Annotated in this window: 15 protein-coding genes; 11 read left to right on the top strand and 4 right to left on the bottom strand. The window is 46.8% G+C overall.

Features of this window, described 5'->3' with window-relative positions; translation table 11 throughout:
- Positions 1–145: 145 nt before the first annotated feature.
- The gene (locus tag D0A37_RS26675) at positions 146–1,039 is read right to left on the bottom strand and encodes a cyanophycinase (RefSeq protein WP_242719085.1); all 894 of its coding nucleotides are present in this window, start codon (positions 1,037–1,039) and stop codon (positions 146–148) included.
- 331 nt (positions 1,040–1,370) lie between these two features.
- Here D0A37_RS26675 and trmD point away from each other — a divergent pair, with 331 nt between their 5' ends.
- The 7 genes from trmD to larB all read left to right on the top strand — a co-directional run bounded on the left by trmD (position 1,371) and on the right by larB (position 8,083).
- Positions 1,371–2,045, top strand: a complete 675-nt coding sequence (gene trmD, locus D0A37_RS26680) for a tRNA (guanosine(37)-N1)-methyltransferase TrmD (RefSeq protein ID WP_242719087.1) — start codon at positions 1,371–1,373, stop codon at positions 2,043–2,045.
- 57 nt (positions 2,046–2,102) lie between these two features.
- A complete protein-coding gene (locus tag D0A37_RS26685; protein WP_242719089.1) occupies positions 2,103–3,515 on the top strand; it encodes a DUF1517 domain-containing protein in 1,413 nt (470 codons plus the stop codon).
- Between the two features lie 241 nt (positions 3,516–3,756).
- Positions 3,757–4,236, top strand: coding sequence for a 2-C-methyl-D-erythritol 2,4-cyclodiphosphate synthase (ispF, locus tag D0A37_RS26690; protein ID WP_242719091.1), 480 nt, complete (start codon positions 3,757–3,759; stop codon positions 4,234–4,236).
- A gap of 61 nt (positions 4,237–4,297) precedes the next feature.
- Positions 4,298–4,816, top strand: a complete 519-nt coding sequence (locus tag D0A37_RS26695; RefSeq protein ID WP_242719093.1) for a hypothetical protein — start codon at positions 4,298–4,300, stop codon at positions 4,814–4,816.
- A 7-nt stretch (positions 4,817–4,823) separates the two neighbouring features.
- Positions 4,824–5,396 carry a PIN domain-containing protein gene (locus tag D0A37_RS26700; RefSeq protein ID WP_242719095.1) on the top strand — a complete coding sequence of 191 codons (573 nt, stop codon included), beginning with the start codon at positions 4,824–4,826 and terminating at the stop codon, positions 5,394–5,396.
- A 28-nt stretch (positions 5,397–5,424) separates the two neighbouring features.
- The gene (locus D0A37_RS26705) at positions 5,425–7,197 is read left to right on the top strand and encodes an ABC transporter substrate-binding protein (RefSeq protein WP_242719097.1); all 1,773 of its coding nucleotides are present in this window, start codon (positions 5,425–5,427) and stop codon (positions 7,195–7,197) included.
- Positions 7,198–7,279: 82 nt separating this feature from the next.
- The gene (gene larB, locus D0A37_RS26710; protein WP_242719099.1) at positions 7,280–8,083 is read left to right on the top strand and encodes a nickel pincer cofactor biosynthesis protein LarB; all 804 of its coding nucleotides are present in this window, start codon (positions 7,280–7,282) and stop codon (positions 8,081–8,083) included.
- 362 nt (positions 8,084–8,445) lie between these two features.
- Here larB and D0A37_RS26715 read toward each other — a convergent pair whose 3' ends face one another.
- A complete protein-coding gene (locus D0A37_RS26715) occupies positions 8,446–9,066 on the bottom strand; it encodes a hypothetical protein (protein ID WP_242719101.1) in 621 nt (206 codons plus the stop codon).
- 325 nt (positions 9,067–9,391) lie between these two features.
- Here D0A37_RS26715 and D0A37_RS26720 point away from each other — a divergent pair, with 325 nt between their 5' ends.
- The 3 genes from D0A37_RS26720 (at position 9,392) to D0A37_RS26730 (ending at position 11,094) form a co-directional block, all read left to right on the top strand.
- Positions 9,392–9,604, top strand: coding sequence for a CAB/ELIP/HLIP family chlorophyll-binding protein (locus tag D0A37_RS26720; RefSeq protein WP_190659021.1), 213 nt, complete (start codon positions 9,392–9,394; stop codon positions 9,602–9,604).
- Positions 9,605–9,747: 143 nt separating this feature from the next.
- Positions 9,748–10,287, top strand: a complete 540-nt coding sequence (gene psbP / locus D0A37_RS26725; protein WP_242719103.1) for a photosystem II reaction center PsbP — start codon at positions 9,748–9,750, stop codon at positions 10,285–10,287.
- A 156-nt stretch (positions 10,288–10,443) separates the two neighbouring features.
- Complete coding sequence (locus tag D0A37_RS26730) at positions 10,444–11,094, top strand: Maf family protein (protein ID WP_242719105.1); 651 nt, start codon at positions 10,444–10,446, stop codon at positions 11,092–11,094.
- 161 nt (positions 11,095–11,255) lie between these two features.
- On the opposite strand, the gene D0A37_RS26735 is transcribed toward D0A37_RS26730, so the two are convergent.
- Positions 11,256–12,170: a calcium-binding protein gene (locus D0A37_RS26735; RefSeq protein WP_242719107.1), complete on the bottom strand. Its 915-nt coding sequence runs from the start codon at positions 12,168–12,170 to the stop codon at positions 11,256–11,258.
- 302 nt (positions 12,171–12,472) lie between these two features.
- On the opposite strand from D0A37_RS26735, the gene eno reads away from it, so the two are divergent.
- On the top strand, positions 12,473–13,753 hold the full coding sequence (gene eno, locus D0A37_RS26740; protein ID WP_242719109.1) for a phosphopyruvate hydratase: 1,281 nt from the start codon (positions 12,473–12,475) through the stop codon (positions 13,751–13,753).
- Positions 13,754–13,903: 150 nt separating this feature from the next.
- On the opposite strand, the gene argC is transcribed toward eno, so the two are convergent.
- The gene (argC, locus tag D0A37_RS26745; RefSeq protein WP_242719111.1) at positions 13,904–14,962 is read right to left on the bottom strand and encodes an N-acetyl-gamma-glutamyl-phosphate reductase; all 1,059 of its coding nucleotides are present in this window, start codon (positions 14,960–14,962) and stop codon (positions 13,904–13,906) included.
- Between the last annotated feature and the right edge of the window lie 306 nt (positions 14,963–15,268).

Here is a 15,268-nt window from a genome sequence, read left to right on the forward strand (position 1 = left end):
TCGAAGCCCGAAGCTAGAATTTTCTGTCGTTCGGCCTCCTGGCGTCAGCCCGTGGCTGCTTCGGAATCTATTCTATTGTTGTATCCATGATTCGGCCGGAATGCCGCCTAATTTCTGCCGAATCAATGACAAGAGATGTTCTACGTTAGTTGGCTGTGCGGCATTCGGGGGGCCAGCCAGACTCGGAACACGCTCCCGATGGCATTGGTTTGCCTAGGGGCATATTGTAGCAATCTCCGTGACACAGAACGTGCAAGCGCATATTGAACAGACTTAGGGGTTCTGTCGCTCCTACCATAGACTCATTGGTATAAAAATTTTCCCTAGAATCAACAATAGTCACAGTGCCTTTACCAAGAATTTTCATAGTATCGTCTCCCTCAAACAAGGCGCAGGTGTCTTCGTCAATACCAATAGCGATGCGATCGGGATGGCAAGCCACAGCCGACAGCAAGCGAGCCATGCGGTTGCGGTTGTGAAAATGCTGGTCTACGATGATCTCAGGAATAATGTTAAGTCCGTTTGCCATGTCTACTAAAGAGCGGTTCGGTGACGCACCACTTCCGCCGCCTGCAATCATGTGATATCCCATCACCGCAGCACCCGCGCTGGTACCGGCGAGGGTAATCTTGCCTTCGATAGTTTCTTTGCGAATTTTCTCCATCAGCGGGGTGTCCGCCAGCAGGCCACAGAGCCTCAGTTGGTCGCCCCCTGTGATGAATACGCCCGTACAATCTTCTAAATAATCTTTCCAGACGGGGTTTTCGGCTTGTTCGCGTTCGCGGATGTCCACTACTTTGACGGCGCTAACGCCCATTTCGTCAAATATGGTGCGGTAGCGGTTGCTAATTCCTTCGGGATCTCGCGAAGCGCACGGAACGATCGCCAGCCGAGCGTTTGCACCCCCAGCACGGCAAAAAAAGGTATTCAAAATCTCTCGCCCGTGAACTTTGTCTTCGGCTCCCCCGATGACCATAATCGAGGTTTTGGTGCGCTGGGGAACATTGTGTTCAAGGGCTTGAGATGTCAACTGCTGCATGGTGTGTCTTCCTCTGTTGGATGTGAAATTCAATTTTGCCGTGACTGTGGCTAGAATGGGGCTTTTTAAGAATAAATATTTGTTGGTGCTAGCGAGGTGCGATCGCCGATCGCGCGATCCGGTAGTTATTTGAGGGCGAGTTTACTTGCAGTCGCTGTCATGAAAAACAGATTATTTTTGTAAAAAACGCGCGCGCCGACAAAGGAAGAGAATTTAACTTGCAAAAATTTTCAGAAATTATAAGAAATTATAAAGAATAAAGCAATTACTGAAAACTGAACTCCCTCTAAAGGTCAAACTAGAGGTGATGTATTAATAAATTCCAATTATTGTGCGCTTTGACGTTGTTACTCTATTTCCAGATTTTTTCCGGGCTCCCTTGGAGTCGGGACTGATGGGCAAAGCCTTAGCTAAAAAGATTGCTGAGGTAAATTTTGTCAATCCCCGCGATTTTACCACAGACAAACACCAGCGAGTCGATGATGAGCCTTACGGGGGCGGAGTGGGGATGCTGATGAAACCGGAACCGATTTTTGCTGCGGTGGAGTCGCTGCCGATTTTGCCGCGGCGGGAGGTGATTTTGCTCACTCCCCAGGGGGAACCGATGCAGCAGGCGATGTTTCGGGAGTTGGCGGCCGATCGCGATCAGTTGGTGTTGATTTGCGGTCATTATGAAGGTGTGGACGATCGAGTGCTGCATTTGGTCACTCGCGAGGTGTCTTTGGGGGATTTTGTACTCACGGGGGGCGAAATTCCGGCTTTGGCTTTGATTAATGGGGTTTTGCGATTGCTGCGGGGAACTGTGGCGAAGGAAGATTCCCTAAAGTTTGAGAGTTTTGAAGACGGACTTTTGGATTATCCGCAGTACACTCGACCGGCGGATTTTCGGGGATTGAAGGTGCCCGACGTGTTGCTGTCTGGTAATCACGCAGAAATTGCTCGCTGGCGCAGGGAACAGCAAATTGAAAGAACGCGCCAAAGGCGACCGGATTTGCTAGCGGATTAGTTAACTCTTGACTATTAACAGTCTTGGTTGAGCATCCTATTTTTTGGCGACTAAATTATGCTAAAGAATCAACTTTTGTGCTGTACGGCGATCGCCTTTTTGCTCGCCACTGAAGTTACTGTCAATTTAAGTCCTGGCAGCGGTGGCAAATGGTTACATATTAACCGCGAAGCTTTTGCCCGAAGCAGTGGCGGAAGTAGCGGCGGGCGATCTTCTTCTTCTAGTTCTAGTTCTAGTTCCAGTTCCAGCCGCCCTAGCAGTACCTCGCCTAGCCGTTCTAGTTCTTCTAGTTCTTCTAGCAACAGCTCGTCTGGCACTTCTTCAAGTCCTTCTACTCCTTCTAGAAATAGCTCGTCTGGCACTTCTTCTAGTTCCATTCCCAGCCGTCCCAGTACCAGTGGAAACACTGGGGGAAGAGTTCGCAGCGGCTCTTTTGAAAAGCCTGCTTCACCTGCACCTGTCGTCGCACCTAACGCTGCAATTCCCCAACAACATGGAAATAACCGAACTGTAATTATTCAGCGGCGCACTTATAATTCCGCTCCGAGTTATGCAGTTCCTTACAATCCCGGTAACAGTCAGCCAAATACTGGTTATAATCCAGAGCCAGCAGTTAATCCAACGCCAATAACCACTGATAATTCGGGCGACGGTGAACTCGTAGCACCATCTTCAGACAATCCCGGTAACAGTCAGCCAAATACTGATTATTATCCTCAACAGCCCGCAATTAATCCAACACCAATTTCCACGGAAAATACCTCTGACAACGCTCCCAGTTCGCCATCATCTGAGGATTGGAAATTGTTTTGGTTTTGGCTGTTTTTTTCTGCAGGGGGTGTAGCGTTAATCGCTTACTGTATCTACTATTATCTGCCCCCGTCTGGAGATGCCAATAAAAAACCTATTTTTGCGGTCAGCAAGTTGCAAGTTGCAATGTTAGTTGGCTCTTGCCCAGGAGTGCCAAGTCAGCTAACTGAATTGACTTTAAATTCTGATTTAGAAAGTGCAACAGACAGAGCAGAATTTTTGCTAGAATCTGTTTTAATTGTTTTGCGTACACGCGACAAGTGGACTCACGTTTGCGCGAGTTCCCAGATATTTGCGACTCGGGAGGAAGCGGCGCCAATATTCAATCAACTCTCGATTCAAGAACGCAGCAAGTTAAGTGTAGAAACTCTGAGTTTGGTTAACGGCGACATCCGCTGCAGACAGTCTGTCACTGCGGGCGATCGAGGGCAGGGAGAGTATATTGTAGTGACGTTTTTGATAGGAACCGAGGATTCCAAACCGCTATTTGGAGACATTCGCGAGGTTGGGAAATTTAAAACAGCGTTAGAGAAATCGGCGGCGACTCCTGCGGAGAAATTGCTGATTTTTGAGTTGATTTGGAGTCCGCAGGAGGAAACGGATAGTTTGACTGGCGATGAGTTGTTGAGCTCCTATCCGGATTTGATTCAGGTTGGTTGATGGTTGCTAGCCCAGGGCGCTAGTTTGAAGTAAAATAATCTTGGACGCATGGGTATCTAGAAAGCGGGTTTGATGGTGCGTCTACTTCGTTCCACACCTTACCCAGGGTAAAAAACTCGGTTTGTTTGTTCCGAGTCGGTAAGTTTTAGTAAAAAGCTCGATCGCCCAAAAAACTCAATTATCCTCACACAAAATATGAAATAATTGTCTACTGTCTGCTTTTCTCAAAAATCTACTTTACATGAACATCCGCATCGGCAACGGCTACGACATTCACTGCTTAGTTCCAGAACGCCCCCTAATCCTCGGCGGCGTGCACATTCCCCACGAATTGGGCTTATTAGGACACAGCGACGCCGACGTACTTACCCACGCTATCATGGATGCGATGCTTGGAGCTCTCAGCTTAGGAGATATCGGGCTGTATTTCCCGCCAACTGACCCGAAATGGAAAGGTGCTGATAGTCTCGTATTGCTCGCACAAGTCAATCAGTTAATATTAGATAAAGGCTGGGAAATCGGCAATATTGATTCGGTGGTGGTGGCCGAACGTCCAAAGCTGAAACCGCATATTGAGCAAATGCGCGATCGGCTTTCTACTGTCCTACAATTAAGACCTGACCAAATCGGCATCAAAGCTACTACCAACGAAAAGTTAGGGCCCGTGGGGAGAGAAGAAGGAATTGCAGCCTATGCTGTAGTTTTAGTCTCCAAAATTTAAAAAGTGGTTTGATAGTAGAAGTGGAATTGACTTAAACTTATACGCTAGGAAGGCTGAAACCATGCAAACTGAAACCTTGGAAGTAGAATTACCCATAGAGGCGGATATTATCGCGTTGGATAAGGACGATCGCATAGTCGCGCTAATCGAGGTCAAAATTAATCAAGCTAAAGAAAAGGCAGCCAAACAGAAGATTATCAATAGGGCGCTCAAACAAATAAAACATTTCCTCTCAATACTCTCAGAAAAAAAGGTGGTAATTCCTTATGCTATGATTGTCAATCTCAAAGAGATAATGGTTTTTAAATGGGACGGCACTGTTTTGTCTGACGCTGTTTTATCGTTAAAAACGGCTGACATCCTTCACTATTATGACTCAAAATTAGGCGATCAGCGCATATTTGAGCCATACCTAACTAGGCTGATTGAAGCATGGTTGCGTGACTTAGCTTATAATTGGAAGTCGGAGAGCCCGCCAGCATCGGAACAGATAGCAGCAATCGGTTTGCTGCCGTTGCTAGCAGGTGGAACAACAAAGTCAAGGGTAGAAATTGGTGGCGATTTTATATATAGAAACTAACTTTTTAATGAGTATTGCTACAGGGCGCGATCCTGATGCCAATAAGTTGTTACTGAGTGTACCAACATCAGTCCGCATTGCCATACCTGCTATTTGCTGCATGGAAGCTCTCTCGGCTTTAGAAGACGAGATCAAGCGTCGCAACCATTTTGCAAATGAACTGACAAATCAAATTAGCCAGCTCAAGCGCGATCTTACTTCGCCTTATGCTAAGTCTCTTTTATTCCATTTAGAAGAGTCTTTGAATAAAAATGAAGGATTGCTCAATAATATTAAAGTACGTCTTTTTGATGCTCTTGAATTATTGGCTGAAAATGTGGAGATGATGGAACTAACAGCAGATACACTGCGAGAAAGCTTGAATACAGTTTTTATTAAAGAAGACCCTACCGACAATTTGATTCTCCACTGCATCTTGAATCACGCACAGTTACACGCTAAGGAAGACAAGGTATTTTTGAGCAATAATACAAAAGACTTTCGTGTACCGGAAGTTCAAGATGTTTTGCGAGAAGCCGGGATTACAAAGTATTTCGCTGTCACTAAAAACTTTCTAGGTTGGCTACAATCTCAGTCATAGTTGCACGCAGGTGGTAAACTAAAAAATTATGAAAATTTCTATTATGCTACATTCAAGACTGCGCTGGCTGGCGATTTTACTGGTGGCAATTGCCACGATAACTTTGTCTGCGTGCACTCCAGCCCGATCGAACTTAGTAGACAGACTCATCGTTCCCACCCCCAGCGGCCCGAGCACCTTTAACTACCCGCTAAATCAATCTGCATACAGCGTTTTTGGCTATATGTACGAGGGATTGATCAACGAAAATGGCTTGACATCGGAGTTAGAACCCGGTTTAGCCGAGTCGTGGGAAGTTTCTAAAGATGGCAAAAAGATTGTCTTCACCCTGCGAGAGGGGTTGAAATGGTCGGACGGCGAACCGATGACTACTGATGACATTATCTTCAGCTATGAAAAGATTTATTTCAATGACAAAATTCCTAGCGGTTTGAAAGATACTCTGAGAGTTGGCATGAGTCGCGAATTCCCAAAAGTTAAAAAAATTGACAGCCGCCGCGTTGAATTTTCCGTTGCAGAACCCTTTGCTCCCTTTATTAGATATGCTGGGGGAATCCCAATTTTACCAGCTCATATTTTACAGGAATCTGTCGAAGATACAGATGCAGACGGCAAGCCTAAATTCCTGACTACTTGGGGCACGGATACTGACCCTAAAAAAATTGTGGGGAATGGTCAATATCGAATGCTGAGCTACACTCCCAATCAGCGCGTGGTTTTGGAAAGAAATCCGTATTTTTGGCGCAAAGATGCTGAGGGAAATGTCCAGCCTTACATCCAGCAAATTGTTTGGCAAATTATCGAAAATACTGATAATCAACTGCTGAATTTTCGATCGGGCGAGTTGGATACTCTGAACGTGGAGCCGGAAGTGTTTCCGCTGCTGAAACGTGAGGAAAAACGCGGTCAATATACGGTATTCAATGGCGGCCCGGATACTGGCAGCGTGTTTATGTGTTTCAATCTGAATAAGGGGCGCAATGCTCAAAATCAGCCGTTTGTAGACCCGGTTAAGTCTCGCTGGTTCGCGAGTAAAGAATTTCGTCAGGCGATCGCCTACGGCATCAACCGCGAGGCGATGACTAACAATATCTATCGCGGACTTGGCGCGCCTCTGCATTCTCCAATTCCAGCCCAAAGTCCGTTCTACTTATCTCCAGAACAGGGATTGAAAACTTACAGTTATGATCTGGAAAAAGCCAAAGAGTTACTGTTAAGTGCTGGTTTCAAGTATAATAGTAACGGCGAATTGGTGGATGCTGAAGGCAACAAAGTGCGATTTACTTTGTTGATGGCTGCGGGTAAAAAAGTTCGGGAACAAATGGGAACCCAAATTAAGCAAGATTTGGACAAACTGGGGATGCAAATTGATACGCAGTTCCTGAGTTTTAACACTTATGTGGAAAAGCTGCGTTTGACGCGCAATTGGGATACTTACCTCGGCGGTTTTACGGGAGGTACTGAACCGCACAGCGGCTACAATATTTGGTCTGTTAACGGCACGCTGCACAGTTTCAACCAGGGCCCGCAAGCCGGAGAACCGCCGATTAAGGGTTGGAAAGTTGAGGACTGGGAGCAGAAAATCGATGACCTTTACGTGAAAGCTTCTCAGGAGCTTGATGAGGCGAAGCGCAAGGAACTTTATGCTGAAACGCAGCGGATTATAGCGGAACAAGTGCCTTTTGTTTATATGGTAAATCCGCTGACTTTCGAGGCGGTGCGCGATCGCGTTTCGGGAATTCGCTACAGTGCCCTCGGCGGAGCTTTCTGGAATTTGTACGAACTGAAAATTACAGAATAGTCAGTTGTTATTGGTTATTTGTTACTAATGACAACTGACAACTAACCACTGACAACTAACAACTAACCACTGACTAATATTTATGGAACCTGAAATTTTACAGAAGTTACTCGAATCAGTTGCCGCAGGCGATGTGAGCCCGATCGCAGCTTTGGATAAATTAAAGCATTTTGACTTTGAACAAGTCGGCGATTTTGCCAAAATTGACCACCACCGTACTCTGAGAACTGGTTTTCCTGAAGTAATTTGGGGCCCGGGGAAAACGCCAGACCAAATTATTAAGATTATCGAAGCAATGCGCGGGCGAAATTCTGCGGTGATGGCGACGCGAATTGAACCGGAAGTTTTCGAGCAATTGCAACAAAAAATACCAGATTTGTGCTACTACCAAAAGGCTCGAATTTGTGCAATTTCTCCTAATTCCCCAACTCCGCAGCATCCTGGTACTGTGACTATTATCAGTGCGGGAACGGCGGATTTGCCTGTAGCGGAAGAGGCGGCAATTACTGCGGAACTTTGCGGTTTTCAGGTGCGACGTTTGTGGGATGTCGGAGTTGCCGGCATTCACCGCTTGCTGAGCAACCGGCACGTTATTGCCGATGCTGATGTGTTGATTGCGGTGGCCGGTATGGAAGGTGCTTTGGCCAGTGTGGTTGCGGGTTTGGCAGATTGTCCGGTGATTGCTGTGCCGACAAGTGTGGGTTACGGCGCGAGTTTTGGCGGGATTGCTCCTCTTTTAACTATGCTCAATTCTTGTGCGGCTGGTGTGGGTGTGGTGAATATTGATAATGGGTTTGGGGCGGCGATTTTGGCTTGTCAAATTCTGAGAACTGCTGGCAGAGTGGGGAAAATGAAAGAGGGGGAGAATGGGAGAGAGGGGGAATAGTTAGAAACCCCCTCGATTAGATAAGACTAAGGCTAACTGTCACAGGACGATCGACTTTTGTGCATCTTGCACCATTCTCAAGAACAGGCAAGATGCCTGTTCCACAAAGAGTGAGTTTTCTTGTGGGGTGGGCATCCTGCCCGCCCGTAAAAAACCTAATTGAAAATGGTGCAACATCTCAGGTGCGTCAGACTTCGTTATTGAAAGATTATTGAAGATTTCCGGTAGTAAAGCACCTTACTATATATGCCCGTTGCGTCCAGGACAGCCAGACTCGGCGGTTGAAACCGCGTCTACACTTGCTTCTCGTCCCAGCAAAGGAGGACTAAAGAATACAGGAGGTATTATTGCCGGATTTGATATTACTTGCTGCCCAGCCAAATCGGATAAGCAGAAGAATCCTCAGCTTTCAACTTTTGCGCCTGATAACTCTTGCTAGTCCAACTAGCAACTGTTTCCAGGCTTTCTGTCAAACAACTTTCGCTGCCAAACGCTTCAAATCCCAAAGTCCACCAGGCGCTGCCGTTAATGTTCAACTGAGTAAGTTCCACGGTGCAACCTTGGGGAATTGGGGCTTCCACAGGCACAGACATCACAGGCATCAGGGAACCAGGGGCCGAAACTTGATAAAGACGCTGCGCTCGCTTTTTCTTGACTCCCACCCACTTTCCTGTCGCCACAATATCCGCCGGTATCGGCGCCATGGTGTCGGCACAAACCCACTTCAGCCACTTCTCGGCTTTGCCTTCCCAGCGATTGGCGAACTGCATCGTCCCTAACTCTGCCTGACGCCACTTTACCTCCAAGGTTTTCCCACGCAGCTTCACTCCCAAGTAGTCGCAGTTAGGTACTAGCAAATATATGTCTTCCCGCTCTTCGGGAGGCGAAAGATACGCGCCGAGACTCTCGCTTCCAAACCATTGATTGAGCGATTTTGGCAGTGCACCGCTATAAAACCACCGCATTTCCAGACTGGCCCGCATAAATTTTTCCTCCGTTCCACAATTTTCGTCAAACCCAGACTGGATTTGCCATACACCATCGACTTTTGTGCCTCTCCACTCTATCCTCCCCCCTCCGGGGCCCAGAGTCTACCCACAGTCCTACCATTTTAGATTTTAGATTTTAGATTTTAGAATTGGGAAAGACTGACTAGATAAGGGTTTAGAGCTTGCCTACAGTTGCATTTTTTTTTAAACTGGTGTCAAATGGGGGTATTTAAAAAAAATTTCTCACAATCCTTTACATTTCTTCACAAGTCTGTTACATTTATTTACAGTACACTAAAAACCATTTAGGAAAAAAAACATGAGTAACAGAGGCTTAATGCTGGACGACCAAGGCAAAATGAACAATTTTGCGATCGAGCCGCAAGTATACGTCGATGACGAACCCCGCACCGGCTTTACCCCCTACGCCGAACGCTTAAACGGCCGCCTTGCCATGATTGGCTTTGTTTCTCTCTTGGCTTTAGAAGTTTCGACCAAGCACGGGCTGATTAGCTGGTTGACTCACCTGTAATGATTTTGTTAACAATTAAACTATATGGCTATGGCTCGCGGGCGTTACACAAACGGCGAGCCATAGCTTAACTATTTTGAGGGGCAAGGTTTGGTGAGACAATTAAAATTAAATATTTTTGTTTTACCCTACCCATAAAAAGAATGCTCAAACGAATTGCAGCAATACTTCTGGTTGTTCTAAGCCTCACCTTGACCGGTTGTGTGTCTAAAGTCACTGGACTCAAAAGCTTCGTTGATACTGGCGATGGCTATCAATTTCTCTATCCTAACGGCTGGCTGCCGGTCGCGGTTTCTAACGGGCCCGATGTGGTTTTCCGCGATTTGATTCAGCAAACCGAGAACGTCAGCGTGGTCATCAGTCAAGTCGCAAAGGACAAGACTCTGGCGGATTTGGGAACGCCGACGGAGGTGGGATACAAGCTCAGCAAAAGTGCGATCGCCCCGAGTGATTCCGGCCGTGAAGCGGAATTAGTCAATGCAGAAGCTCGTGAATCGCGAGCGAAAAATTATTACATTTTAGAATATGCCGTTAAGTTACCAAACCAAGAACGCCACAACTTAGCGAGTGTAGCCGTCAGCCGCGGCAAACTTTTTACGCTTAACGTCTCCACTACCGAAGAACGCTGGCCCAAGGTAAAAGAAGCTTTTGAGAAAGTTGTTAAATCTTTCTCTGTTTATTAGGTTAACAAGTAGTTGAGAATGGGGAAGAGGGCGCAGGGCGTTGGGGATGGGGAATAGTTGAGTTTACTTTTCTTCCTTCTTACCTCTTCCTTCTTCCTTCTTCCTTCTTCCTTCTTCCTTCTTCCTTCTTCCTTCTTCCTTCTTCCTTCTTAACTTATGAAAAATCCAACTTTTGTATTAGCTTCAGCTTCTCCAGCGCGCCGTCGCCTCCTAGAAAATGCCGGTATTCAAGCTGTGATTTGCCCCAGCGACTTTGATGAAGCGCAAATACAAATGAGGGATGCCACTAATTTAGTGCAGGTTTTAGCAGAAGGAAAAGCTGAGGCTGTAGCTAAGTTTTTACTCGCTAATTCTCACCCGCAAATCCCTAATCCCAAATCCTGTTTGGTGTTGGGATGCGATTCAATTTTGGTCATAGATGGCGAAATTCACGGCAAACCCAAGGATGCGGAAGAAGCAATCTCGCGCTGGCAGAAAATGCGCGGTAAGGTGGGCGAACTGTATACAGGTCATGCTTTAATTGATACTAAATTCGAGGACTTGGGTGAGGCCAGGTCGCGATCGCTCATTCGCTGTCAAGTGACAAAAGTTCATTTTGCGGAAGTTACCTCGCGCCAAATAGCGGCTTACGTCGCTACCGGAGAACCCCTCGCCTGTGCAGGCTGTTTTGCACTGGAAGGTAAAGGCGGATTTTTTGTGGAACAAATCGAAGGATGTCACACAAATGTGATTGGTTTGAGCTTACCTCTGCTGCGGCAAATGCTCAGCGAAATGGGATACGATGTGGTCGATTTCTGGCAATCTTAAATATTGTTGAATTTATGTCAGGAATCGGGAGGCCGAGCCTCGCTTATATGCCTACCCAGGCAGAGCCTGGGAACGAGGATTGAGAGCCTTGTTGTTGTCTGATGGGCGTTTCGTTTCGCCCCTCCGTGCTATGCAAATTAGCCTGGCCCACCAGTTGGTAATTATCCTAGAGCGATCGCCCCATCGGATATAGATATAAACTGAAGTTGATCCGGGGAAACATCCTTCACCAAACCTAAGATATTGCCACTGCTAGCTTCCCGAATCACCGTCGCCTTAGTATTTAAAATTCTAAACTCCAGAGTTCGAGGCTGTCCCGGAGGAAAAGGGCCGCTGCTATCGTAATCTCTGGCATCACCAATTGTCAAAAACCTTTCGCTCAAAACAATATCATTTCGCGTCAATCCAGACGCCAATCCAATTACATCACCTTCAGCCGGATTGTAATCGAGAATAAAATCGGCAGGCACTTCCTCTACATCAAAATTGCCGTCAGGAGGCGGTTGAAGCGAACCAATCTCCCCCGAAGTTGCTCCCGCTTCTGTGCGGAGGACAAACAAATCTGCGCCTTCACTTCCCCAAAGTCTATCAATTCCAGCATCACCGATTAGAGTATCGTTTCCACTCTCTCCTACTAAATCATCATTTCCTTTACCGCCGCGAATAAAGTCATTAGCCGTGCCTCCATAAACGTAGTCATTACCTTGATCTCCGCTGACAAAATCGCTGCCACATTCTCCATAAAGAATGTCAAAATCTTGGCCACCGCGAATAGTATCGCTGCCACAACCTCCGATTAAAGTATCTGTGCCACTGTTACCGTTCATCAGTTCCGCACCACCGGAACCTCTGACAAAATCGTTACCATCTAAAGCCCGCAAACCTCCGGGAGTATTCCGCAGAATTCCATTTGCTAATTGAAATGCGTCGTCATTGGGAGTTAAGTCAAAAAAGTTGAGGTCGCTGCCTGGATTTGGCAATGGCCCTGTGAGTAATTTGATGTCCGGGGGATCAGCAATAATTGGGTCGGAATTTTCAGCTAATGCTCTAATTTCTCCGAGATTTGTTTCTAACATCTTACGTTTCTCCTTTTTTGATTGACTTTGGTGACATTCTGATTTTAACAAAGGTTGCAATTAAGAAATATGCGAGAATCTGGGGTTAAAACAATCCAATTACTGTCACACTTGCCGGAGGTGTTTATTCAACAAGCCTAGGTTATTGACACCAATCTGCGGGCCAAAATCCGCAAATATTTTGAACTGTATACCAATAATTCTGGGGATCGCGTACTCTATTACCCGTCAGCAGTCAGCGTGGGAAAACCCAGAGACTGCTAATTGTCATGAAACCTTGAGTTAAGTTCGGAATAATTAATATGCTAGACACTGCGATCGAATCTATTCAAGCCAGAGAAATCCTCGACTCCCGCGGCCGCCCCACCATTGAAGCTGAAGTTTACCTAGCCAACGGCGTTGTGGGGCTCGCCCAAGTCCCCAGCGGCGCCTCTACAGGCTCTTTTGAAGCCCACGAACTCCGCGATGATGACAAAACCCGTTACGGCGGCAAAGGAGTCCTAAAAGCCGTTGCTAACGTCGAACACAAAATTGCCCCCGCTTTGGCTAATCTCGATGCGATCGACCAAGCGCTGGTAGACAAAACCATGATTGACTTGGACGGTTCCCCAAACAAATCCAACCTCGGCGCAAATGCCATTCTCGGAGTCTCCTTAGCCACAGCAAAGGCTGCCGCCGAGACTTTAGGACTTCCCCTTTACCGCTACTTGGGCGGGCCCTTAGCTAACGTTTTACCCGTGCCTTTGATGAACGTGATCAACGGGGGATCTCACGCTAACAATAATGTGGACATTCAAGAATTTATGATTGTCCCTGTGGGTGCGCCATCTTTTAAAGAAGCTTTACGCTGGGGTGCAGAGGTATTTGAATCCCTGAGTAAAGTCTTAAAAGCTGAGGGTTTGCTGACTGGTGTGGGTGATGAAGGCGGTTTTGCGCCTAATCTTAAATCCAATCAAGCAGCTTTGGATTTGTTGATTGCAGCTATTGAAAAAGCCGGTTACAAACCAGGTGAACAAGTTGCTTTGGCTTTGGATGTGGCTGCTAGCGAATTTTACAAAGATGGGCAGTACACTTACGACGGTGTGGCTCATTCGCCTGCTGAATTAATCGATTATTTGGATGGTTTGGCCGGACAATATCCGATTGTTTCCATTGAAGATGGTTTGCATGAAGACGATTGGGACAGTTGGGTAGCGCTGACGCAGAAAATGGGCAGCAAAGTTCAATTGGTTGGTGACGATTTGTTTGTTACTAATCGCACGCGGCTGCAAAAAGGGATTGATTTGAAAGCTAGCAATTCGATTTTGATTAAGCTGAATCAAATTGGTTCTTTGACGGAGACTTTGGATACGATCGACCTGGGCAAACGGAACAGCTATCGAGCTGTCATCAGCCACCGTTCCGGTGAAACTGAAGATACCACAATTGCCGATTTAGCGGTAGCGACTCGCGCCGGCCAAATCAAGACTGGCTCTCTGTGTCGCAGCGAACGGGTGGCTAAATACAACCGTTTGTTACGGATTGAGGATGAATTGGGCGATCGGGCAATTTATGCAGGCTCGATCGGTTACGGGCCAAAATAACACTTGGTAATGGGTAATTGGTAATCGGTAATTGGTAATCGGTAATTGGGAATGGGTAATTGGGAATGGGTAATCTGTTAGTTTTTAATTTTCATCACCCATGCCCAATGCCCAATGCCCAATGCCCAATGCCCAATGCCCAATTACCAATTAAGGATAGAAAGCCAATTGCGGCAAACCCAAAGTTTCTTCCCAACCCATCATCAAGTTCATGCACTGGATGCCTTGACCGGCTTGTCCCTTAATTAAATTGTCGAGCGCCGACAGCACAATCACTCTGTCAGTACGCGGATCAACTTCCACACCGATAAAACAAAGATTGGTCCCGCAAGCCCATTTTGTTTGCGGATAAACCCCAGCCGGTAACACTTTTACCCAAGGACAATTGCGGTAAAAAGCGGTGAAAATCGTAATTAAATCTTCCCGCACCAAACCCGGATCGCGCAAAGTTGCGTAAACAGTCGCCAGAAGTCCCCGCACCATCGGAATCAGGTGGGGAGTAAACTGAACTTTAATATCGTGTCCCGCTAAATCGCTGCAAATTTGCTCGATTTCTGGCGTGTGGCGGTGGCGGCCAACGCCGTAAGCGCCCAGAGAACCCTCTGCTTCAGCCAACAAGAGATTAACTTCCGCTTTGCGGCCCCCTCCAGAAGCACCGGATTTAGCGTCGATAATTGCTGTTTCTGGCACGATGAGACCTTGTTTGAGCAAAGGTGCCAGGGCTAATAAACTAGCAGTGACGTAGCAGCCGGCACAGCCTACTAACTGAGCGTCTTTAATTCGATCGCGATACAATTCTGGCAAACCGTAAACAGCCGTTGCAGCCACTTCAGAGTCCGATCGATCCCCGCCGTACCAAGCTTTGTAAGTTTCCTGATTTTCAAATCTGTAGTCAGCCGACAAATCCAAGACTTTGCAGCCTTTTTCTATCAGCGTCGGTGCCATTTTGCAAGCTAAACCGTTCGGCAGCGACAGAAACACAACTTCACATTTTGCCGCTATTTGGTCTAGGTCGATCGCCTCGACTGTCAAATCAATGCAGTTAGTCAGATGCGGATAAAGGCTGGAAAAAGGTTTTCCCGCACTGCTATCCCCGCCCAAATAGACTACTTCAGCCCCTGGGTGATCTGCCAGCAGTCGCACAAGTTGCACGCCGCCGTACCCTGAAGCGCCGATAATTCCTACAGGCACACGTCCAACATCTCCCATTTTCCTTTATCCCCTCAGCCGTTGAAGTCAAAAACGCTTGAACTTTTGCTGCATTGTAGTACCAAATGCCAACTTTGGTAGCAAAGAATTGTGTTGTTTTGTTGTGGAAGTGCATTTTTGTTAATTTTCCGGTGTTTGACCGATCGCCAAAACCCTAAAATTAACAAACGGATGTGCGATCGTGCTATAAAAAAACTTACCTTAACCCATCCACAAACCGGAGATTAACATTTTTCCCTCTTGCCTCTTGCCTCCTCTCTCCTGTCTCCTGCCTCGAACCTCGAACCTCTTCCCTCTTTCTTCTTC

It is taken from the genome of Microcoleus vaginatus HSN003 (assembly GCF_022701255.1).
GTDB lineage: Bacteria > Cyanobacteriota > Cyanobacteriia > Cyanobacteriales > Microcoleaceae > Microcoleus > Microcoleus vaginatus_B.